This is a genomic window from Petrotoga sp. Shatin.DS.tank11.9.2.9.3, from assembly GCF_003665005.1.
GTDB lineage: Bacteria > Thermotogota > Thermotogae > Petrotogales > Petrotogaceae > Petrotoga > Petrotoga mobilis.
In genome coordinates this window covers 48,060-70,599 of sequence record NZ_JGVT01000004.1, presented here as the reverse complement: position 1 = coordinate 70,599, position 22,540 = coordinate 48,060, and the positions used below count along the sequence as shown (strand labels likewise).

17 protein-coding genes and 1 tRNA gene are annotated in these 22,540 nt (G+C 33.3%); 6 read left to right on the top strand and 12 right to left on the bottom strand.

What is annotated here, in order from left to right:
* Positions 1-431: 431 nt before the first annotated feature.
* The 4 genes from BZ25_RS04425 (at position 432) to BZ25_RS04410 (ending at position 3,529) form a co-directional block, all read left to right on the top strand.
* A complete protein-coding gene (locus tag BZ25_RS04425; RefSeq protein WP_121514930.1) occupies positions 432-875 on the top strand; it encodes a hypothetical protein in 444 nt (147 codons plus the stop codon).
* An 82-nt stretch (positions 876-957) separates the two neighbouring features.
* Positions 958-1,980 carry an NADPH dehydrogenase NamA gene (namA, locus tag BZ25_RS04420; RefSeq protein WP_121514929.1) on the top strand — a complete coding sequence of 341 codons (1,023 nt, stop codon included), beginning with the start codon at positions 958-960 and terminating at the stop codon, positions 1,978-1,980.
* Between the two features lie 65 nt (positions 1,981-2,045).
* Positions 2,046-2,122 (top strand) — tRNA-Asp (locus tag BZ25_RS04415).
* A 162-nt stretch (positions 2,123-2,284) separates the two neighbouring features.
* A complete protein-coding gene (locus BZ25_RS04410; RefSeq protein WP_121514928.1) occupies positions 2,285-3,529 on the top strand; it encodes a HAMP domain-containing sensor histidine kinase in 1,245 nt (414 codons plus the stop codon).
* A gap of 3 nt (positions 3,530-3,532) precedes the next feature.
* On the opposite strand, the gene BZ25_RS04405 is transcribed toward BZ25_RS04410, so the two are convergent.
* The 10 genes from BZ25_RS04405 to BZ25_RS04360 are packed head-to-tail and all read right to left on the bottom strand — an operon-like array spanning position 3,533 to position 17,729.
* Positions 3,533-4,516, bottom strand: a complete 984-nt coding sequence (locus tag BZ25_RS04405) for a DNA polymerase III subunit delta (protein WP_121514927.1) — start codon at positions 4,514-4,516, stop codon at positions 3,533-3,535.
* A 13-nt stretch (positions 4,517-4,529) separates the two neighbouring features.
* Entirely contained in the window at positions 4,530-6,221 is a 1,692-nt protein-coding gene (locus BZ25_RS04400; RefSeq protein ID WP_121514926.1) for a penicillin-binding transpeptidase domain-containing protein, read from the bottom strand.
* Between the two features lie 7 nt (positions 6,222-6,228).
* Positions 6,229-6,504 carry a hypothetical protein gene (locus BZ25_RS04395; RefSeq protein ID WP_103064665.1) on the bottom strand — a complete coding sequence of 92 codons (276 nt, stop codon included), beginning with the start codon at positions 6,502-6,504 and terminating at the stop codon, positions 6,229-6,231.
* Between the two features lie 28 nt (positions 6,505-6,532).
* Positions 6,533-7,429 carry a 16S rRNA (cytosine(1402)-N(4))-methyltransferase RsmH gene (gene rsmH / locus BZ25_RS04390; RefSeq protein WP_121514925.1) on the bottom strand — a complete coding sequence of 299 codons (897 nt, stop codon included), beginning with the start codon at positions 7,427-7,429 and terminating at the stop codon, positions 6,533-6,535.
* Positions 7,430-7,468: 39 nt separating this feature from the next.
* The gene (prfB, locus tag BZ25_RS04385; RefSeq protein WP_121514924.1) at positions 7,469-8,569 is read right to left on the bottom strand and encodes a peptide chain release factor 2; all 1,101 of its coding nucleotides are present in this window, start codon (positions 8,567-8,569) and stop codon (positions 7,469-7,471) included.
* 30 nt (positions 8,570-8,599) lie between these two features.
* The gene (gene secA / locus BZ25_RS04380) at positions 8,600-11,074 is read right to left on the bottom strand and encodes a preprotein translocase subunit SecA (RefSeq protein ID WP_121514923.1); all 2,475 of its coding nucleotides are present in this window, start codon (positions 11,072-11,074) and stop codon (positions 8,600-8,602) included.
* Positions 11,075-11,118: 44 nt separating this feature from the next.
* Positions 11,119-12,330, bottom strand: a complete 1,212-nt coding sequence (locus BZ25_RS04375; RefSeq protein ID WP_121567446.1) for a hypothetical protein — start codon at positions 12,328-12,330, stop codon at positions 11,119-11,121.
* A gap of 45 nt (positions 12,331-12,375) precedes the next feature.
* Complete coding sequence (locus BZ25_RS04370) at positions 12,376-14,445, bottom strand: methyl-accepting chemotaxis protein (protein WP_121567445.1); 2,070 nt, start codon at positions 14,443-14,445, stop codon at positions 12,376-12,378.
* Positions 14,446-14,476: 31 nt separating this feature from the next.
* Entirely contained in the window at positions 14,477-15,358 is an 882-nt protein-coding gene (locus BZ25_RS04365; RefSeq protein ID WP_121567444.1) for a VIT1/CCC1 transporter family protein, read from the bottom strand.
* A gap of 28 nt (positions 15,359-15,386) precedes the next feature.
* Complete coding sequence (locus tag BZ25_RS04360) at positions 15,387-17,729, bottom strand: HD domain-containing phosphohydrolase (RefSeq protein ID WP_121567443.1); 2,343 nt, start codon at positions 17,727-17,729, stop codon at positions 15,387-15,389.
* Between the two features lie 270 nt (positions 17,730-17,999).
* Here BZ25_RS04360 and BZ25_RS10300 point away from each other — a divergent pair, with 270 nt between their 5' ends.
* Together BZ25_RS10300 and BZ25_RS04350 are read left to right on the top strand one after the other, a co-directional pair.
* Complete coding sequence (locus BZ25_RS10300; protein ID WP_158584850.1) at positions 18,000-18,170, top strand: hypothetical protein; 171 nt, start codon at positions 18,000-18,002, stop codon at positions 18,168-18,170.
* Between the two features lie 452 nt (positions 18,171-18,622).
* Complete coding sequence (locus tag BZ25_RS04350; RefSeq protein WP_158584849.1) at positions 18,623-20,200, top strand: NFACT family protein; 1,578 nt, start codon at positions 18,623-18,625, stop codon at positions 20,198-20,200.
* Here BZ25_RS04350 and BZ25_RS04345 read toward each other — a convergent pair.
* Positions 20,197-21,354 carry a tagaturonate epimerase family protein gene (locus BZ25_RS04345; protein ID WP_121567440.1) on the bottom strand — a complete coding sequence of 386 codons (1,158 nt, stop codon included), beginning with the start codon at positions 21,352-21,354 and terminating at the stop codon, positions 20,197-20,199. The two genes, BZ25_RS04350 and BZ25_RS04345, sit on opposite strands and share 4 nt — an antisense overlap.
* A gap of 14 nt (positions 21,355-21,368) precedes the next feature.
* Entirely contained in the window at positions 21,369-22,526 is a 1,158-nt protein-coding gene (locus BZ25_RS04340; RefSeq protein ID WP_121567439.1) for an ROK family transcriptional regulator, read from the bottom strand.
* Positions 22,527-22,540: the final 14 nt, after the last annotated feature.

Sequence of the window (22,540 nt, the reverse complement as noted above, 5' to 3'; positions counted from 1 at the left end):
CCGTTGTTGACAATACATACAAAAAACCCCTATTTGGGGTCAAAAATGGAGGGCCTGATTATCAAAAAATATAATATCCGACCTTATGCGGAATTTCGCACTATTAAAGTGCCAAGCACCATTACGTGCACGAGATTCTTTAGGCCCTCCATTGTTTATTTTACTATATAATTTCAAAAATGTCAACTGTACGCAGAGGTCCCATTCCCTTTTTTGGTTGGGCTGCGGGGCGGAGAAGCTGAAACTCATTATATAGGATTTGTGTGATAAGATAACACACCTTCAAAAAGATATGGTATAATCAAATTATCAGCATCAGGGCTTCCTCCATGAGTTTGGAAGGAAGCGATTTTTTTAAATGTTTGCCAAAGTATTGTATAAATAGGGAATATGAGCTTCAGAAATAAATTTGAAAACAGGGGGTAATAGGTATGCAAGAGATTCCAGCCAATATATCATTTGGCTTAACCATGGGAACGATTGCAGCGGCACTTTTTTTCATTGCCAATCTTTATGTGTTTTTTCATCTTATTAATCAATTGGTTTCACCAAAAAAGCAGTGGAAATGGTTAGACAAAATGAGAAATAGATGGCACTATGTGCATTATTTAGGAAATATCGCTGCATTTATGGCAGCTTTAGTACATGGCGTTTTAATGTTGCAGTATGCTTCGGTATTTCACTGGATACTTATAGCTGTGATGGGGTGGATGGTGTTTGCAGGTTTTACCATGAGGTTTACAAAAGCAAGTTCAAAGTTTAAAAAGACTCTCAGGATGTTTCATGCAAAATGGTATATGTTTGTGATTGTACTGGTACTGCTGATAGTAGCTCATATTGCTTCTATTGGATCTTTTCCGTATTCTTTAGGATAAATAAATTTATGCCCCAAATCATAAATTTTGGTGATTTTTAAAAAGATACAAAAGAAAAAATAAACTATGCTGAGGTGTTGGAATGACTAAACTTTTCACCAAATTTAAACTAAAAAGTCTTGAAGTTAACAATCGTATCATGATGTCGCCTATGTGCATGTATTCTGCTGGTGATGACGGCAAGCCAACCGACTGGCACTTTGTCCACTATGGTACCAGGGCTGTGGGAGGTGTTGGTCTTATCATGCAAGAGGCTACAGCCGTTGAAAGGCGAGGTAGAATTACTGGCAATGACTTAGGACTGTGGGATGATAGTCAAATCGATCCTTTGAAAAAAATGGTGGACTTTGTGCATTCTGTAGGAGGCAAAATCGGTGTTCAGTTGGCTCATGCTGGAAGAAAATGTGAGGTGAAAAACGAAAAGATTGTTGCTCCTTCGAGTATTAAGTGGAGTGACGAATATCCCGTTCCATCAGAACTTACCAAAAATGAGATTAAAGATATAATTAAAGCTTTTGGTACTTCGGCTGCAAGAGCGGTTAAAGTTGGTTATGACACTGTAGAAGTTCACGCTGCTCATGGTTATCTCATTCATGAATTTTTATCACCACTTTCTAACAAAAGAAGTGATGAGTATGGAGGCAAAATAGAGAACAGAGTAAAATTTTTGCGGGAAGTATTAATTGAAGTAAAGAAAAACATACCCAACGATATGCCTGTTTTTATGCGTTTATCTGCCACCGATTTTGTAGACGGGGGTATTGACATAAATGAAACAATAGAGATAGTAAAACTTGTAAAAGACTTTGTGGATATTGTGGATTGCAGCTCAGGCGGTCTTTTATCATCAAGGATAGATTTATATCCTGGCTATCATATAATTTATGCAGAAGCTGTAAAAAGGGAAACAGGGGTACCGTCTGTGGCTGTAGGCTTGATAACCAGTCCAGAAATTGCAGAGGAGATAATAGGAAACGAGAGAGCGGATATGGTTGCACTGGGGAGGGTACTTTTAAGGCAGCCGTACTGGCCTGTATATGCCGCCCATGAGCTCAAGGATAGAGATATTATAGTAAGGCAGTATTACAGAGGAAGATATACATAAAAGAGTAATCTTTGTGGGGGCTTTACAAAGTGAAAATTTTGTGATAAAATAATTGAGCAGAAGATGGGGACGTGGTGAAGTTGGTTATCATGCCGGTCTGTCACACCGGTGGCCGCGGGTTCGAGTCCCGTCGTCCCCGCCATATTTTGAAAAGACGAACATTAAATGTTCGTCTTTTTTTAAGTTATTTTTAAAGTTTAGGGCATATTGTTATTTTTGAACAATTAATACTCTATTTGTTTAATTTGTGATACAATAGAAGTGACAGAAGATTTACAAAATTAATGGGGGGGATTATACTAAAATGCAAAAAGAAATAGATAAAGAATCTTTTATGGAAACTTTTCAAGAAATGGTAGATCTTTTGCAGGAAATAAATTGGGACGAAAGTGAGAATGATTTTCTAACAAAGCTTTTAAAAATTGCTATAAAGATCATACCCGAAGCAGAATACGGTTCTATTTGGTTAATTAGGGGAGCATTATATGAAGCCATAGTTGGAATTGGTTACGATGAAGATCTAATTAAAGAAATGGTTGTTCCGTTCAACGAGTCATATGTAAGTAACTATATGGACAGAGATTTAATAGAGATTCAGAATATTTTGGATTACAATTCCCCTGAAACCGATTTGTACAAAATCAGTAAAAAATTACATAAAGAAACGAATCAAATGGTAACTTTGATTTCAGCTTTAAAAAATAAAGACAGTGTAATTGGGCATATATATATTGACAGCTTCCATGTTGACTCTTTCGATGATAATTCAAAAAAAATGCTTAGAATGTTCAGTAATTTAGCATCTATTTTTTTGACTTTGAAAATCCTACGGGATTCAGAAAAAGAAACAGTAGAGACAAATTCTAATTATTTGAGTTTTATTAGTCATGAATTGAGAACACCTTTGACTTCAATTATAGGATTTGCCGAAACAATATTGAACAATGAGGATTTAAAAAAAGATGAGATAAAAAGTATCATAAGAAAGATACTATTTTCTGCTAAACATATGAACTCACTTTTAGACGATATTTCAACTTTCAACAAATTAAATAGAGAGAAGAGATTGAATTTAGAAAAATTAAATTTAAAAAAGTTATTATATGAGGTTTTATCGATGTTAGAGCCGACAGCATCCCCTGATGTTGAAATAAATCTTGATTTTCCCGTTGATATACCAGTAGATATTGAAACAGATGAGACTAAATTAAATCAAGTCCTTGTAAACGTAATAGGGAACGCAATGAAATACACCACAGAAGGTTCAATAGATATCCGTGTAGGTTACGAAAGTCATACAAAACATTTTCTAATCGAGGTAAAAGATACGGGACCTGGAATTCCAGAAGATAAATTAAAAGACATATTTAGACCATTTTTTAGAGTTTCTAAAGATAAACCTGGAAGCGGATTGGGTCTAGCAATTGTAAAAAAGAATCTTGAAATGCTCAAAGGTAGTGTAGAGGTAAAATCAAAATTAGGCAAGGGAACTACGTTCCTGATAAAAATACCCCAATCCATAAGTGGTATTGTAGATAAGTGTCAATAATAGTTACGCTGAACATATTTTTTCAAAAAAATTTGGGAAGAGTACTTTAGGGTCACCGCCTGTTTTTAAGGATCTATCTAATTCTTCTATATCTATTATTATTTTTTCTATAGAAGTAAGGAAGTAGAGTTTCTCAACATTGATTTTTTTTACTTTGTCGTTTTTAAAATTGAAACCTAAAAAAGAAGCTACTCGTTGTTGTGAAACCATGCTATCTTTGCTGACTTTCATGACTTCAGACCAATTGTAATTGGTCTTTCTTTCGCCGTTTAATATCACCGCATATAGATCCAAAAAGTACTTATATAAATAATTTGCTAGGGCAATTGGGGAGAATGAAGAAGATTTTACAATCGACTGCAGCTTTATTAGTGAATTTGATAATTTCTTTGTTACTAAATCATAGCAGAGTTCTTCGTAATTAGCCGAAGAAAAATAAGTAGAAACATCTTCCACGTCTTTTATAGATATAATTTCCGTATTGGAGTATATGCAAAGCTTCTTAATTTCCTCATACAACAAATCCTCATTTTTCCCAACAAATTGTATTATTTTCTCGGCTGTTTCATCACTTAATTGTTTGTTTAACTTGCTTGCAAAATCCTTAAGCATTTCTATCCACAGTTCATCTTTCCAAGGGGGAGGAATCATTGCCTCTATTTTTTTATCGAAAGTTATTTCTTTTAGATATTTATTTTCTTTTTGAATATCCAAAATGAGTGTACCTTCAAAGGGGCTTTCGTAATGTTTCAGTAAGGTAGACATCTTTTCTTGATAGGGTATTTTGAAAGAGTCAAAATCTGAAATTATTATGATTCTGTTTGTTGAAAAGATACTTCCCATGGTGAAAATATTGTTGATCTCTTCATCTACATAATTTTCCGGCGATAACGTAACTATTTCAGAATTTGGAGATTTTTTAATAATTTCTTCGATTCTGATTCTTTTTTGTATAGTTGAATTTCCCAAAATTAATATTTTTTGCAACCTTACCTCTCCTTCAGTCGCTTGTATGAAGTTGAATGATTTCGTGATCTTTTAGGAATTTATCTGGTGGAACAGATTGCGAAACAACGGTGTTACCATTACCAGTTATTATTACGTTTTTTTCTTTTATTCCTAAGTTCAACAGGATGTTGTAAGCTTCGGTTATAGGATAACCAGTCAAATTAGGCATAATATCTTGATAAAAAACTTTTTGATTTTGGATTGTGTTACTTTCTTTGGCATATCTATAAAAAATGTTAGTTAAAACTGGTGCAGCTACTTCTCCACCATAAAATTCTTCTTTAGGATTATCTATTATAACAACAGCAGTATATATGGGATCAACAACCGGATAAAAACCAACAAACAATGAATAATAGCTACCTTCAACGTATCCTACGCCACTTTCTGCCTTTTGAGCGGTGCCGGTTTTCCCACCGATTCTCAACCCTTCCTTATAGGCTTTTTGGGCTGTTCCTTCTATGACTGTATAACTCAGCCACTCTTTTACCATCTTAGCGGTAGGTTCAGATATAACTTGTCTTTCTGAGATTTCTTTTTCTTCTAAAAAAGTTGGTTGTACATACGTCCCGCCGTTTGGAATTATGTTAAAAGCTGATATTAATTGTATAGGTGTGATACCTATTCCTTGACCCAGAGCAATCTGAAAAGGGGTTATTTCATACCAATCATCAGGATAAGGGACTACCCCATTGACTTCGCCTTTGAATTCTATCCCTGTTTTTTCCCCAAAACCATAGGTTAAAAGCTTTTGATAGAGCCATTGATTAGAAAATTCTTCGAGGATTTTTTCCATCATCTGTGCTATCGCTATATTTGACGAGTATGATAGAGTTTCCTTCAGCCCGATTTCTCCCATTCCATAACCTTGAGATTCGGTCACTTTAAAGTTTTTTTTGCCTGTAGGGTAGTATTCGTATCCTGAATAAAATTTATCATTAGCATTAATTATATGTTCATCTAGTGCTGTAGAAATTAATAATGGTTTAAGTGTGGAACCTGGTTCTATATACCCCATATAAGCAATATTCCATGGATAAAGTGAAACACTCGATTTAATCTTACCTGTTTTACTTTCCATAACAACAATAACTCCGCCTTCTGCGGATTCTTTTTTTACAGTATTTAGAAGTTCTTCATATGCTATTTGTTGCATTTTCAAATCTATACTTAAACTTGTTGTTTTTTGACTGTTTAATACCCCATTATCTAATAAAAAAGGTTCGATTCCGTAAGAGGTTTTATTCGCTTTTCCAACTAGTAAATCAAGAGAGAATAATTCATTGTAAATACGTTGAGTAACAGGGTATATTCTAGAATATTTGTTTAAAATTCCTAGATCGATATAAGCTTCTTCATAGGTATCATAAGTTCCCCATTTTAAAAATTTTATGTTTTCTATTTGATCATCACTAAACCTTTGATTCAATATATATTTATTTCTTTTAAAGTCGTTTTGTAATTTCATAAAGCCTAAATCGATCCAAGCTTCATATTTTTGTTGGTTGTATACAATCAAATTTCCATTGGAATCCACAAGTTCTGAATATTTGTTATTTTCTAATGAAGCTGAAAATTCGTTAAAATCCTTTGCCAAAGGGTTATTATACACAAAGGTGAGGATAATTAGAAAAACATATCCTGAAAGAAAAAAGAAGGTGAAGAATAACCATTTGTGTTTCATGGCTGAATTATTTCTCCATGATATTTAAGATCTCTATGTATCTGTCAATTTGGTTATCCAAGGCAGATATCTGTGACTCCATATTATTAAGCTCCATCTGAGATTGGGATATTATGGATTTATAATTTTCAATATTTTTGCCAAAGTTAAGAAAGATGGTAAGCCAAATGCTAACGGTTAAAAAGGCTAAGAAAACTAAAATGATTATAACAATATCCAGAGACTTGACTTTAGATTTAGTCTTTTCAATTCCTTTACTTTTTGCGTACACATTTTTTTCCATAAAAACTCCCCCTAACTCTTGTCATTTGTTAAATCCCTATATACTCAGCCACCCTCAATTTGGCACTTCTGCTTCTTGGGTTACGTTTTATTTCCTCTTGCGAAGGTAAAGTAGGTTTGGGAGTGAGAAAATTATATCTTTCATTGTTTTTGAAAAAATTTTTAACGATCCTGTCTTCCAGCGAATGAAAAGTTATTACCGTTACCCTTGCTCCTACCTTTAAAAAGTTTTCCAATTTAGAAAGGGTTTCTTCGATATTTTTTAATTCTTCATTAACTTCTATTCTCAGAGCTTGGAAAGTTTTAGTGGCAAAATGTCTGTGCCTTTCGTGAACTTGCGAACTGGGTAGTCCTTTTCTAATGGCGTTTACTAATTCTAGTGTCGTGTTTATAGGCCTGTTTTTTACAATGCTTTTGGAAATACTGTGAGCGAACCTTTTTTCTTCTCCATACTCAAAAATGATGCGCCTGAGCTCTTCTTCTGAATAATTGTTAACTATGTACGCTGCATCTTTTTCCGATTGAACATCCATTCTCATGTCTAAAGGTTCGTCTTTAGTAAAAGAAAATCCCCTATTTTCACCTTTTAGCTGAAAGGTAGAAACCCCTAAATCCATTAAAAAACCGTCAACTTTGTCAATATCTAAACCTCTCAAAATCATGTCTATATCTTTATAAGAAGATTTAATCAATACCACATTATCCGATAGATCTTTTAACCTTTGTTCTGCAATTTCCAAGACCTCGTAATCTACATCTATGCCGATTACCTTAGCCATATTATCGGTGTATTCTAAAATAGCTTTTATATGTCCACCTTCGCCTGCGGTACAATCCACATAAATACCGTCTTTGTTGGTTATCAAATAGGATAAGACTTCTTCAACCATTACACTTTTATGAAAATCGTCGTATTTTCTTACTATTATTATACACCTCTTTTGCAGAAAAACAAATTAATTTTTTTACTTATATTTCGCAAAGAATAACAGTTCTTCTTCTATGAATTCGTCTATTTCTCCATCCAAGACTGCTTGAGCATTAGAGGTTTCATACTCTGTTCTTAGATCTTTAACTAAGGTATATGGATACAAAACATATGATCTAATCTGATTTCCCCATGAAATATCTTTTACCTCACCACGTAATCTTAACTTTTCTTCTAACTTTTTTTGATGTTCTAACTCATATAATTTTGCCTTTAAAATTTTTAAAGCCGTAGCTTTGTTTTGATGTTGTGAGCGCTCGTTTTGCACCGCTACCACTATACCTGTAGGTAAATGAGTAATCCTAACTGCTGAATCGGTTTTGTTAACATGTTGACCGCCTGCTCCGCCTGATCTATACGTATCTATTTTCAGATCGTCTGGATTTATTTCTATCTCAACATTTTCATCAAATTCAGGCATCACAGATATTGAGGCGAAAGAAGTATGCCTTCTTCCATTGGCGTCAAATGGAGAAATTCTGACTAATCTATGTACCCCACTTTCGTATTTTAATTTACCGTAGGCATAGGGACCGGAAATTTTGATAGTTGCGCTTTTTATTCCCGCCTCGTCTCCTTCCTGAAAGTCTATAGTTTCAATGTCATAATTATTTTTATCTGCCCATCGAGTGTACATCCTCAACAGCATAGATGCCCAATCCTGTGATTCTGTTCCACCCGCACCAGGATGCAGGCTAAGAAATGCATTTGCATCATCGTATTCTTCTGATAAAAGCATTCTTAATCGAAAAGAACCGATCTTTTTTTCGATAACTTTTAAAATTGCTTCAACTTGCGCGGTCATCGACGGATCATCCTCTGATAATTCAACTGCTATTTCTAATTCCTCAAAATTGTTCTCCAATTTTTTAAATTCATCTATTTCATCTTTTAAATTTTGTGCCATTTTGGAGATCTTTTTTGCCCTGTTTTGATCGTTCCAAAAGTTTGGTTCCATCATTTCTTTGTCAAGTTTTTTAACTTCTTCTTCTACTTTATCTATATTAAAAACTTCTTTTAAATCTTCGAAATTTTCTTTTAATTCGTCTATTTTAACTTTCGTTTCGTATTCTATCATCTGATCACCTCTTAAAAATTGTTTCAATAATTATTTCTTAACTTTATACCTTTTTTTGATCTTGGTTGATTGTTTAGCGATATTTTTACTTTTAGCTTCTCCACCATCATTCGATTCATCGACCGCTGATACGTTGTTATGTACAAAGTTCAAACTGGCATATATTTTTTTTGCTTCTCTTTCTTCTTTTTCTGGAACTATTTTTGCTATTCTCATTAAATAATTGACTATATCGTCGTATATACTGTCAACCATCTGGTCAAAAAGAAGGTAAGATTCTTTTTTAAATTCCATAACAGGATCTTTTTGCCCATAAGATCTTAATCCTACAGCTTCTTTTAGCGCTTCGATCGCATCTAAATGATGCCTCCACTTTTCATCTATTATTCTTAACATAACAAATTTTGCGACTTTGTTAAAATCTTCTCCAAATTCTTCTTTTTTGTATTGATATCTCTTCCAAAGTAGATCAAAGATTTCATTTTCTATTTCCTCACGCGTGTTCCCCTTTATGTCAGAAATTATTAAATATTGTTTCAATTTTTCTGAAATATTGCTTTTGTCATATTTTTCTTCGGTTTCATCCCATGAGGATTCCACTATTCTTTCCACAACATCCATAAAGATTTCTTTTATATGATCATCATAGTTACCTTGTTCAAGGATCCAATCCCTATGATTGTATATTACAGATCTTTGTTTGTCCATTACTGAATCAAATTCGTACAATCTTTTTCTTATCGAGAAGTGTATTCCTTCAATTTTCTTTTGGGCATCCCGAATAACTCTACTCAGCATTTTATGTTCTATGGGCTGACCTTCTTCTATTTTTAAAGCGGTCATTAGATTCTTCATTCTGTCTCCACCGAACAATCGTAAAACGTCATCTTCAAAAGAGATAATAAATCTTGATTCACCAGGATCCCCTTGCCTACCAGATCTCCCTATTAATTGGTTATCTATTCTTCTGCTTTCATGCCTTTCCGTACCTAAAACAAAGAGTCCTCCAAGCTCTTTGACCCCTTCTCCCAACTTAATATCGGTACCTCTACCCGCCATATTCGTAGCAATGGTAACGGCGTATTTTTCTCCTGCCTGAGAGATAATTTCTGCTTCCCTCTCATGATATTTAGCGTTCAAAACTTCATGTTGTATTCCTCTTTTTTTCAGAATTTCACTTATGGTTTCGCTATTTTCAATGGATGTTGTTCCCACCAATACAGGTTGGCCCTTTTGGTTACGTTTTACTATTTCATCTATTATTGCTTGATATTTTTCTTTTTCGGTTTTAAAAATTAAATCATTTTTGTCTTCCCTAATAACAGGTTCGTTGGTAGGGATAACAATAACTTCTGTGTTGTAGATCGCTTTGAACTCGTCTTCCTCAGTTTTTGCAGTTCCGGTCATACCTGATAATTTTTTGTACATCCTAAAATAATTTTGGAAAGTTATTGTGGCAAAAGTTACACTCTCTTCTTTGATTTTTACTCCTTCTTTTGCTTCTATAGCTTGGTGCAATCCTTCAGAATACCTTCTTCCAGCTAACAATCTTCCTGTAAATTCATCGACGATGACAACTTCTCCATCGTGAACGATGTAATCTTTATCTCTTTTGAAAAAATTTATCGCTTTTAAGGCGTTCAAAAGATGGAACAAATACTTAATGTTGCTCGGATCGTATAAGTTATCGACAGATAATAGTTTCTCTGCTTTGCTTATTCCTTCTTCTGTTAACGCTAAAGTCTTTTGTTTTTCATCGATAGTGTAATCTTTTTCAACTATAAATTTTTTCGCCAAAGATGCAAATCTTCTGTAAAGTTCGGAAGGAGTATCCGAAGGGCCCGAAATGATTAACGGTGTCCTAGCTTCATCTATCAAAATGGAGTCAGCTTCATCAACTATTGCAAAGTAATGGCCTCTTTGTACTTTGTCAGTATTTTCGTAAACTAAATTGTCTCTTAAATAATCAAATCCAAACTCATTTGCAGTTCCGTAAGTTATATCAGCTTGATATGCTTTTTTTCTCTCTTCTTTGTCCATGTTGGCTTGAATGTATCCTACGCTCAAACCTAGATATTCGTAAACTGGTCCCATCCAATTCGCATCTCTTTTAGCCAAGTAATCGTTGTGGGTAGCCAAATGAACATTTTCTTCAGTTAGGGCATTTAGATATATAGGAAGTGTTGCAACTAAGGTCTTTCCTTCCCCTGTTTTCATTTCGGTTATCTTACCCTCATGTAAAGCGATGCCTCCCATTAACTGTACATCGAAATGCCGCATCCCTATCGTTCTTTGTGAGGCTTCTCGTACGACAGCAAAGGCTTCGGGTAAGATATCGTCTAAACTCTCACCTTGTTTTAACCTTTTTTTAAATTCCAAGGTCTTTCCAGATAATTCAGTGTCGCTGAGAGATTTCATACTTTTTTCTAATTCGTTTATTTTATTTGCGATTTTTGAATATTTTTTTAGTAAACTTTTATTCTTGTCTATAAGTCCAAAAAGCATAAATAATGCACTCCTTTCGAATCAAAATTTCTTAGCTATAATTTTTATCTTATTTTTATTTCTATTGTATACAAGCCGTTATTATCGTATTCTTCTTTTATTACCCAACTATCTAACGAACTATAAAAATTTACTGATAAATAATTTGAAATATCTAAAATTAACAGACTGTTGAGACTTTCTTTTCTTTCAATTTCTTCATAATATTTAGTGTTTTTGAATCGTTGTATTTCTGACAAATACACATTCATCTTATCGGGTAAAACGTTTGAAAATATGAATTCCTCTTCTATAAAATAAAGGTAAACTTGGTTTTCCACACTTTGATTAGACCAAAGATAATAATTGTAAGTTCCAATATTTCCTTCTTCCATATTTCTTGCTTCTGCAAATTCTCTGAGTTTATAAGTATCAATCGATGCTTCAAAGAATAAGTTAAGCTCATTATTACTTATACTTTGTGAACTAACGGCTATAAACTCCTCTTCTTTGATACTATTGACTATAAATCCTATAACATTTTTGCTTTCATCGTCCAAAGGGGTTAAAAAATTTTCAAAATACGATGGGAAATTGGTTTTGTCTAACTTTTGTATGTTCAAAACTTCTCCAAACAATTTCTTGTTTTCCAAAAGTGTCAAATCAAAATTTTTCTGGGCACCTCTGTAATCTTTAGACTCAAATGTTGCCTTTAAGGTTCTCGAATCAACGGTAACGTAAAAATCCCAAAGGTTATTTTCATTTAAAACATTTTCTAGAGACCCCGATACTAAAGCATTTGAATTGTTATCATAGGTTGTCGGTTCCATGTTCAAAAAGATACCCACTTCATTTTTTTGAATAGCAAAATTTTTTTCTTCTAAGGTGTATAGATCATTGCTCACTTTATTAGCACCAAAAATCTTTGTAAAAATCTCATTGAAGACGTTATATTCGGTAGAGTATATGGCGATACTTTTCGAATTAACCATCAGGTCAAATAAAAGGTTAAAATAGTTCGGATTAAATAATTCGCCGAACGAATAGTCTTTCTCCGAATAAAATACCATCGGAGCATTTAAAAAATTTTGAATGTTTGTATTTGTAGATTCTAATGTCGTTGAAAGTAATTCTTTGATATAATCTTGCCCTATCCCTTCAGTTGAGTTTACAAATCGATAAAAAGGTACCGTTTCATAGATTTCAGTATAAACAGCTAAAGGACTTTTTATCCCTATCGATGTTTCTCCAAAGGTGAATAATGCAATTAAAATCAAAAAGATGAGGATAATTGATAACTTCTTTATTTTATTTCCTCCCTATTATTCAACACTTATTTTGAATTTTGAAATGGCTGAATTGAGATTTTGAGAAAGTTTTTCTAATTCTTGAGCTCTTTCACTAAGTGAGCCAGCGTTTTCAGACTGATTTTGCATCAACATCTTAATTTCTTTAATTTTTTCGCTGGTTTCATTCACTGTTCTAGCTATTCTTTCCATTGAAGAACTCATTTCTTGCGTACTTGCACTTTGTTCTTGCGAACTAGCAGTTACGTTTTCCACCCCTGAAATCATTCCATTTATCTCATTTAATATGCCTTCAAATTGTTCTCGAACCTTGAGGGCTTCATCGTTTATTTCTGCAATAGTATTTACGGTTTTATTGGTTACGTCGTTTACATTGTTGGTACTTTTTTTCAGATCCTCTAAAATGTTGCCGATTTCGTCCGTTGCTTTACCGCTTTCTTCTGCTAATTTTCTTATTTCATCTGCTACAACGGCAAATCCTCTTCCCGCTTCTCCCGCTCTTGCTGCTTCTATTGCTGCGTTCAGTGCTAACAGATTCGTCTGTTCAGTTATGGAATTTATAGTTTGAATAATATTTCCAATATTTTCTGCTTTTTCCAAAAGTTTTGAAACATTTTCTTCTGCTTCTTTGGATTGCTCTACACCAACTTCTATTTTCTTTACTATATTGTGAATACTTTCCATTCCTTTGTTAGATTGGCTTTGTGTCATTTCAGCTGAATTGGATAACTCTTGTGCAGCAGAAGATAAACTTTGTGCTGAAGAGGCAATTTCTTCAATACCGGATGTGATCTCTTCGACAGATGAGGCACTATCTTCCGAAATTAACTCTATATTTTTTGCTTCGTCGAGAACTTCTTCTGCCGACTTTTTGAATTTTTGTGAGGCTTCTTTTAATTCCTTTGAAGATGTTTCAACTCTTTCAGAAACATCTTTTATACTTTCAATCGTTTCTTTTAAGTTATCTCGCATCTTACTAAACGATTTAGCCATTTCTCCCACTTCGTCTTTGGATTTACTTTCGAATTCTACATCCAAATTCCCTTCTCCGAATTTCAATAATACGTTTGAAAAATCTTTTATTGGTTTTGAGATACCTTTTCCAACAAAGTAGGCAACTACAATTGCTATAACAACTCCCACAACGGTTATTAGGATTATAAGAAGCGTTAAACTATTTATCTCACTGTATATTTCACTCTCAGGTAAATTTAGGAACAAAATCCAGCCATTGGATAGCTTAGAATAACTCGTTAAGAACCCTTCACCATTTAATCTTTCTACAAAAGTCCCTTCTGTACTTGAGCTTATGGTTTCTAAGTAATCCGTTATTTCATCTTCTATACTCTTTCCAGAGTCATAAAGAGGATGGAAAATTACATTAAAATTATCATCCACTAAGTACGCATATGCTTTTTGGTATCCTAAATCTTTTTGAATGAGGTTGGCAAAATATTCCAAGGGAAAACTCATCCCAGCAACACCAACAAAAGTTCCATCTTCTGGATCGTAATAAGGAACAGAATAAGTGATTACATTTGTCTGTAAATATTCATCAAAGTATATATCGGTCCAAACACCTTCACCTTTGTCTCTTGCTTCAAAAAACCACTGATATTTTTTATTTTCTGGGTTAAAAGTATCGTCTAATTTTATATATTCATTTTCTAAACTTTTATCTTCACCCTCAATGTAGTAAAGGGAATACAATTCTTTTGTCCTTAACATATCTGGATTGAAAACTATAAAAGAAGTTGCATTACCTTCTATTTTTTGCGAAAAATTTTGGGGTACATCCTTAGCTCTATCTAAAAACTTTATCACTTCAGCATTTGAAAAACTCGCTATAAAAGGATCAAATCCCAAAAAGGCAGAATCGCTATAATTATCCACTACTATTTCAATAATACTTATTTGTGAACCTAGATCAGATGCAACGCTCGCAGTTAAATTTTCCACTCCGTTTAGTGAATATTCTTCTAAAAGAGCAGTGGATCTGAAAATTGATACAAGACTTATAACGGTTACCACTGCAATCACTAACAAAGCAGAAGATAAAATAATCTTGGTACTGATTCTTTTCAATGCAAACTCCCCCTTTAAAATATGTATCGAATTAAATTGAAACGCCCAAGGTGATTCTAACTAGGAAACCTATAAAAAAGGTTAATCCTGCAACACCCAAACTTATACCCGCCATTTCAAGAAATCTACTTTTGAAGCTTAAATCTTTGGCAACAGAAATATAAAAATTGAAAATCAATATTATTATAACAGCTGTTAGTAAAGTTATAATTAAACTTAAAAAATAATTATTGGGCATTAACAAATAAGGAAGGATTAAAAAAAATACCGTGATTATATATGCGATTCCTGTGTAAGCTGCTGATTTTAATGCTCTTTCATCGTTTTCGGCTCTTTTTGATAGATACTCGGATGCCGCCATTGACAATGATGCAGCTATCCCAGTTATTAATCCAGATGTAGCTATTATTATTCCGTTTTGAAGGGCAAAGGTTAAACCTGCTAATGCACCAGTCAATTCGACTAACGCATCGTTTAAACCAAGCACAATCGACCCCACGTAATTCAGTCTTTCTTCTTCTATCATACCTAAAAGTTCTCGTTCATGCTTATCTTCTTCTTCTTCAATTTGTTTTGCTTCGGGGACTACATTGGAAATATCCTCATAGGAGATCTGAGCCCTTTCTTCACCATTTTCCATGAGCTTCAAACTAAAGGTTAATCCAAGTAATTTAGAAAGGATAAAATAGAACAAGACTTTTATGTAATTTGGTTTTACATCTTCGTTCGTATAACTTTTCCAAAAATCGTGGTGTTTTAACTCTTCGTTTGCTATGCTTTCTAGGACTTTTTTATTTTCAGTATCTTTAGTAGATCCAGCTAACCTTTTATAAATCATATGTTCCGTTAACTCAGCCTTTTGGAAATTTAATAAATGTTTTTTTGTTTTTGAGTCGATTTGTGAATTTTCCATTCAAACACCTCCGATTAAAAATCATTTCCTACTCTTCGTATTTTTTATATAGTTCTTCTATTTCTCTTTCATATCTTTTCAATATTTCTAAGAGTTTTGGATTAAAATGTTCTGGTTTTGTCCTGTGATCCCCATTTAACAATATGTCAATGGCTTCCCTATGTGAAAAAGCTGCTTTATAACTCCTTTTTGATCTTAAAGCGTCGTATACATCTACTAAGCATACGATCTGCGCTTCAATGGGAATTTGTTCACCCCTTAATCTAAAAGGATACCCAGAGCCATCGTAATGTTCGTGATGGTAAAGGGCAATTTTTCTTGCTGTTTCAAAATATGGATCATCCAACAAATTATCGGCATATAGTGGATGTTTCCTCACTTCTTCCCATTCTTGTTCATTAAGTTTACCAGGTTTATTAAGAATCTCGGCAGGAATAAAAAGTTTCCCCACATCGTGAAGTGGAGAAAAATCTCTTATTTTTTCAACGTGTTCTTTGGGGAAACCTAATTTTTCTGCAAAAAATGCAGATAATTCACTTACACGGTAGATATGTTTCTTGCTGTTTTCATCGTGTGATTCTGCCAATATAGAAAGTTTACTTGCAAAGGTTGCATAAGCATTTTTTACCTCTTGCGTTCTTAATCTGTTGACAAAAAACATTTTTGCCACATTTAACAGAGAATCAAAAAATCTTACCGATTCTTCAGAAAAATTCTCATCGCTATCCTTTTTAATATCAAGTGAAATATCTAAATATCGATTTTCATCTATTTTTATTGCTTTCAGTAGAGTAGATTTTACTGGTTTGGTAAATTTGGACATTAAATTTGCTACATCTTCAGGCATTGTCTTTTCATTTACGGTTTGTATATTATCAAATACTGTTGCTTTTTCCAAACGCACTGCATAACTTTTTTTAAGATTTAAACTTTTTAGACCATTAATATCATGGCCCAACGTTGCTAAAAATCTCCAACTATCTCCCTCTATTATAGAAACACTACCATAATCAGCTTCTGGAATTTCTATGATTAAAGTATTTAAAAATTTCTGGAAGAAATCTTCCTCTTTTACTTCTTCGTTTTCAACTTCGGATATAATTTCCAACAGATGAATTATTTTATTATTCAGTTGTTCTATTTCCTGATAATTACTTTCTATTTCCTCATTTTGTGATATCAATTCTTCGTTGTAGGAAGTTAATTGTTCATTTGCTGCGGTAAGTTCTTCATTATAACTTTGGGCCTCTTCCTTTGCCTTATTTAATTCATTCAAAAGAGAGCTAAGTTTTAAATTTTCTTCTCGTAGAACATATATAAATACAATAGAAAAAGGTACTAGAATCATTATTATCCAAAAAATAACAGGGTAATTTTCATAAAAAGAAGGAGGCTTGTTCTGGATTGTTGAATCTGCAGGTAGACTCTTGATTGAAATACCAAATTTTTCCAACTGGGGAAAATTAAAAACGTATTTATTATCAGGGAAGTAAATTCTTGGTAACTCTTTAATATTAACTCCGCTTAATAAGTCCTTTGCTATTTCCCCGGCTTTCAGCCCTTGATCGTATGCACTGGTAATTTTACCTCCTACAACGTTGTTGGACATATACGCACTTGAGGTAGTATAAATGGGAAGATTCTCAAATTGTCCCATATATACCTCTATTTCTGTATAATCATAAAAATTTCCATAAATATCTTTACTAAAAGCCAAAAGAAGTGCTATTGAGTTTTGCGAAGGTGTATCAAGCTCTTCTTTTATTTGATCAAGAGAATCAGTTAGAAAGATAAAATTAATACCCTGAAATTCAGGCATTACATCATTCTCCACTTCTTGCTTGAAAAGTTCCCCAGTTTTAGTCTGATTATCAACAACTACATAAACATTCTCTGTATCTGGATGAATATTTAGTGCCAATTCTAATGTTTCTTTTATATCATGAATCTCTACAACACCACTTACAAAGTCTAATTCACTCAAATCGTATTCTTGATAGTGATTGATCCCAGCATACACAATAGGGGTTCCCAAAAAAAGTGAATCATAATTTGATAAAACAAAATCAAGGGCGTTATTATCAAACGCAATAACGACATCAAATGTAAAATTGCTAAATTTTTTTTCAAAATATTCTTTGAATATGTTTAGGCTATTATCATCACCAAACCTTTTGCTATCAAGATATTCAACGTGTAGATTTATACTTTCTTCATTTTCTAAAACTGAATATATCCCTTCTAATTCCTTATCTGACCAGGATAAACCTGGGTTATACGAATTTAAAATTAGGACAGTAGAAGCTAAAGAATAAATCCCAGACAAGATAAATAGTAATAACAAGAATCGAGCTTTATTGTTGTTTATCACAAGTGAACCTCCTAAGTATAATGCGTGTAAATTTTATTATTTATTCTGACTTTTAATATTATATCACAAATTAGAGAACCTTAAAAGTATAATGATTTTCGTTGTTAAACTAAAATTATTCTAATGTTATTATATCGGTAACATATATATCTTATCATTTTATTAGGGTTTAAGCCGATAAATTTGTTCAACTTATATTTTTATCATTATGTTTCCTTTGAAATTATCGGCTAATTTTGTGTAAAGTTGAGTGTATAAGGAGGGGGTAGTATGTCTAAACCATGGTTGATAGTTGTTGGGATTTACCTTGTAATAATGGCTATTGCTGGTTTTAGTGTTGCAACCATGCCAAATTGGCATGCGTGGATAGACATTATCGTTGGTATTATTGCTTTGATAGTTGGTTTTATGGATAAAGGAAAGAAAGGTTCAGCAGCGTAGAATTTTAATTTCATAGATTTTTACAAAACACAAAAGAGGCTTAGATTGTTTTGCCTCTTTTGTGTTCTTATTGCAGCCTTGTGCAAAAAGGTCTTTTTTCGTAATGTTTTTGAATAACTTTCCTAATCTCATTTGCTTAGCTTTTGCCGTTTTATGCAAAACGTTTGTTGCTGATTTGTGCAAAATGGTTTGTTTGCAATGCTTTAGAAATGTTTTCCAAAATCTCGTTTGTGAAACATTTTGCGGCTCTATGCAAAACGTCTTATTCATAATGCATTTGAAATAATTTCCAAATTCTCATTTGCGAAGCAAATGACGTATCATGTTGCAGATCTATGCAAAAAACTTTGATTTTGAATTTGGGGTTCTTAAGGGGCAAAGCCCCTTAAAGATTATGGGCGGGCAGCGGGGTGAAGGGGCGCTATATTTTAAATATAAACGAGGTGTCTTACTTGCCTTTTGATGGTTTGGTATTACATAAAGTATTAAAAGAAATAAAAGACAACATTGTGGGGGATAGAATTAAAAATATTTATCAACCTATCAAATCCCAAGTGTTAATTCAGTTCTCTCAAAGTTTTGTGCTTCTTTCGTTAAAAAGCCCTTCCTATGTTATTTTACTTTCTCAAAAACCAAACGTACCAATACAACCAGCGAACTTTTCACAGTTTTTAAGAAAAAAAATAAGAAACGGAAGAGTGGTAAATGTTGAACAGTTAGGTTTAGATAGGATAGGTTACTTTGAAATTGAAAGCTATGATCAAGAAACCTCCACTCTGCGTCAATATAAGCTATTTTTCGAATTAATGGGAAGAAATTCCAATGTAATACTCGTTAACGAAGATAATAAAGTAGAAGAATCTTTAAAAAGGATTTATGACGAATTTAGACCCATAATTCCAGGAGTTAAATACATACCTTACTACGATGATTCTCAAACAAATATATTGAGAGAAAACATAGAAAACGAAGAAAATATTGATTATGATAGATTGATGGGATTTTCTAAAAAATCAAAAGAGTTTTTGAAAGAAATAGGTATCCAAAGAGCTGTACAAGACCTCAAAAAGCCTCATCTTTATTACTTCAATGAGGCAAACACATATGACTTCTCCGCTATTACTCCCAATAATTTTGAATATGAGGAATTAAAACCATCAGAGGCATTGCTCAAAGTCTTTCAAGAAAAGGCTGATCAATCACGATTATTGGAAATAAAAAAGGATTTAGAAAAAAGGGTAAAAAATGAAATCGACAGACTAGAAAAGACAAAAGAACAAATATTACAAGATTTAAATGAAGAAAAAAGTCTAATGGACTTAGAAAAAAAGGGAGAACTTCTTCAAACTTATCTCTACAAAATAAAAAAAGGTGAAAGATACTTTACAGTAACCGATTGGAATACTGGTGAGGAAGTCACAATCGAAATAGACCCACTTTTATCACCAACACAAAACTTGGAAAAGCTGTATAAAAATATAAAAAGGACAAAATCAAAAGTTGAATATGCTAAGAAAAGAATAAAAAAAGTGAATAACGAACTGGAATATTACAATCAGTTATTTGAAACAATCTCTTCTGCAGAAGAAATTGAAACCTTAATAGAGATAAAAGAAGAAATGAAAGATATAGGGCTGATAAGTGAAAACAAAAAATCTAAAAGGGAAAGAAAAGTAAAAACAACCTTTAGGAAATTTAATCACAAAGGCTTTGAAATACTGGTTGGGAAAAATAACAAGCAGAACGATGAATTGACAAGATCAGCCGCACAGGCCGATATATGGCTTCATACACATGAGATCCCAGGTTCTCATACAATAATAAAATCTTCTGGTAAAGAAATACCACAAGAAGTAATAGAATACGCAGCAAGAATTGCCGCAACATTTTCTAAAGCAAAAATGTCTTCCAATGTGGCGGTTGATTACACACAAAGAAAAAACGTATGGAAACCAAAAGGAGCAAAACCAGGAATGTGGCTGTATAGAAATTATGACACCATTATCGTTGAACCTTTTAGAGAACTTTAGCTTTTTTCTTCAATTTTAAGTTCTTTAACATGTTTTTCTATATGGTTTGCAACGTTTTGATGGTATTCATTTTGGTATTTTGTAAGAATCTCAAAAAACTTTTCTCTGAAGTCGTATTGAGGGTTTAAAACGAACATATATGAAACGTGCAGGGTTTGCCTTGCATCTGGGTTTTGTAGGTATTCTGTTGGAGATAAATCTTTTGGAACTGAGAATGGGTCACAGGAAAGATGGTAGTATTTATCCATTTCTTCTCTTTTATCAAGACATGTTTGCCAGATTTTTTTGAAGAATTCTGGATCTTTCTGAGCTACAACCTTAATAGCTTCGAGATAGCTGGTTCCAGATGTTTTTAGGTGGTAATTCCCTTGAGTAACTTCACCTATTATGGGATAAATAGAGAATTTATCGCTACCAGAATGAATGGAAAGCCTATATCCAAAATATTTGGCTATTTTGTCTTGTTTGATAAGAGACTTTTTAAACTCTTGTATATTTCCTATATAATCAATACCTTTTTGAAACTCCCCAGGGAAACGTGGAGCTAGTGTATCTATTTTTACCCCTTCATCGTAGATATATTTAGAGATCAAAAAATGTGTTTTTTCATCTGTTGGAACATCTGTCTCGTCAACTGAAACTTCAAAAGTTACCTCTTTTTTATTAACCTTTGGAAATTTGTTCCATACATCTATAACTCTTTCGATAACACTGGCATAAATTGAAACAATTTTATTCAATTCGTTTTTATCTGAATATTCTATGGGCATATCGTTTACAAAAAAGCTTTTGTTATAAAATTGTTCAAATATTTGGTCTTTTATAGAAGAATCTTTATTCATATGTTCTGAACAATCCAAAGTGAGCATTGTAATTCCCGAATCTAAAGCATATTGAATCTCCTCATCACTTTTCAAATGATCTCCATCAAATCCACTGTTTTCAACATAGTTTTCCTCAACAAGTGCGTTTAGTACGTCTTTTCTTACATCAGTAAACGTTCTTCCAGTGAAGTTTAACTCCCTAATACTTTGTTGTGCAAAAACAGGAAAGAAGTTGTATTTCTTTGCAACTTTTATATGGCCCGGGGTTGCAATTCCTATTCTATCCCCAAGACCCAAAGAAATCCCTTTCTTCGGTAAAATTGTAAACATTTATATTTTCCTCCTCATGGTATTAACTCTTCTCTTACATATTTTTCAAAGGCATAAGTCGCAGCTCCACAAGCTGTTATGTATTCTCCTATCGAAGAAACTTCAACGTTTACATCTTTGTTTGCGTAAAATATATGCTGGTTGTAACTTTGTTCTGTAGAGTCTTTTAGAAATTCCCACCCGTTTGACACCCCACCTGCTATATAGACCTTTTCTGGATTTAAGATATTGACTAAAGTAGCAATGCCAATTCCTAAATATTTTCCCGCCCTTTCAAATGCTTTTATCGCATTTTCATCACCTTTTTTGGCTAATTCATATACCAATTTCGATTCACAACTTCCTTCACACTCTAAATTTTTCCCGGATATTTTTTCGTAATTTCTAACAATCGCCTTACTTGAGCTTTCTGTTTCCAAACAACCATTTTTACCGCAGTTACACCTTCTTCCTTCGGGGTTAACCGTCACATGACCTAACTCCCCAGCAGCGTTCTTATATCCTCTCAATATCTTTCCGTTGCTTACTATCCCCACTCCTATACCTGGGCCAATGTTGATCACACAAAAATCTTTCTCTTTGTGGGAATTGTTAGAAATTAAGTTCCGTGCCATCATTATTGTGTTATGATCCACGTAGGCTGGTAGGTTGAACTCTTTTTTCATCACCTTTTTAACCTCAAAGTTCGATATATCAATATTGTGAGATCTTATAACCACTCCGTTTTCTGGATCTATATAACCAGGAAAAGCCATACCTATACCGATTATGTTGAATTTGTTTTTAACCATTTTTATATTTTCATAAATCTGCTTCAACAATTTGTCGTTTTTCTCTGAGACGAATCTTTTGGAATATAAGATGTCCCCCTTCCCGTTTGAAACAATAACCCTTGAATATGCAGAGCCCACGTCATATCCAATAAACAAGAAGTCATCGTAGTTTATATCAAGCAAAATACCCTTTTTCCCTACACGAGAAACGTCTTCACTTCCAACTTCTTTCAATACCTTTTTATGAATTAAAAGATTCGTTATATAACTCACAGTTGAAGGCATGAGGCGTGTTTCTCTTGCAATTTCAGCCCTTGTCATAGGGCCTTGAATCCTTAATGATTGAAAAATAAGTGCCGCATTGTTTTCTTTTAAAGAAGACAAGGATGCTTTTTTCATCGAATTGGAACCTC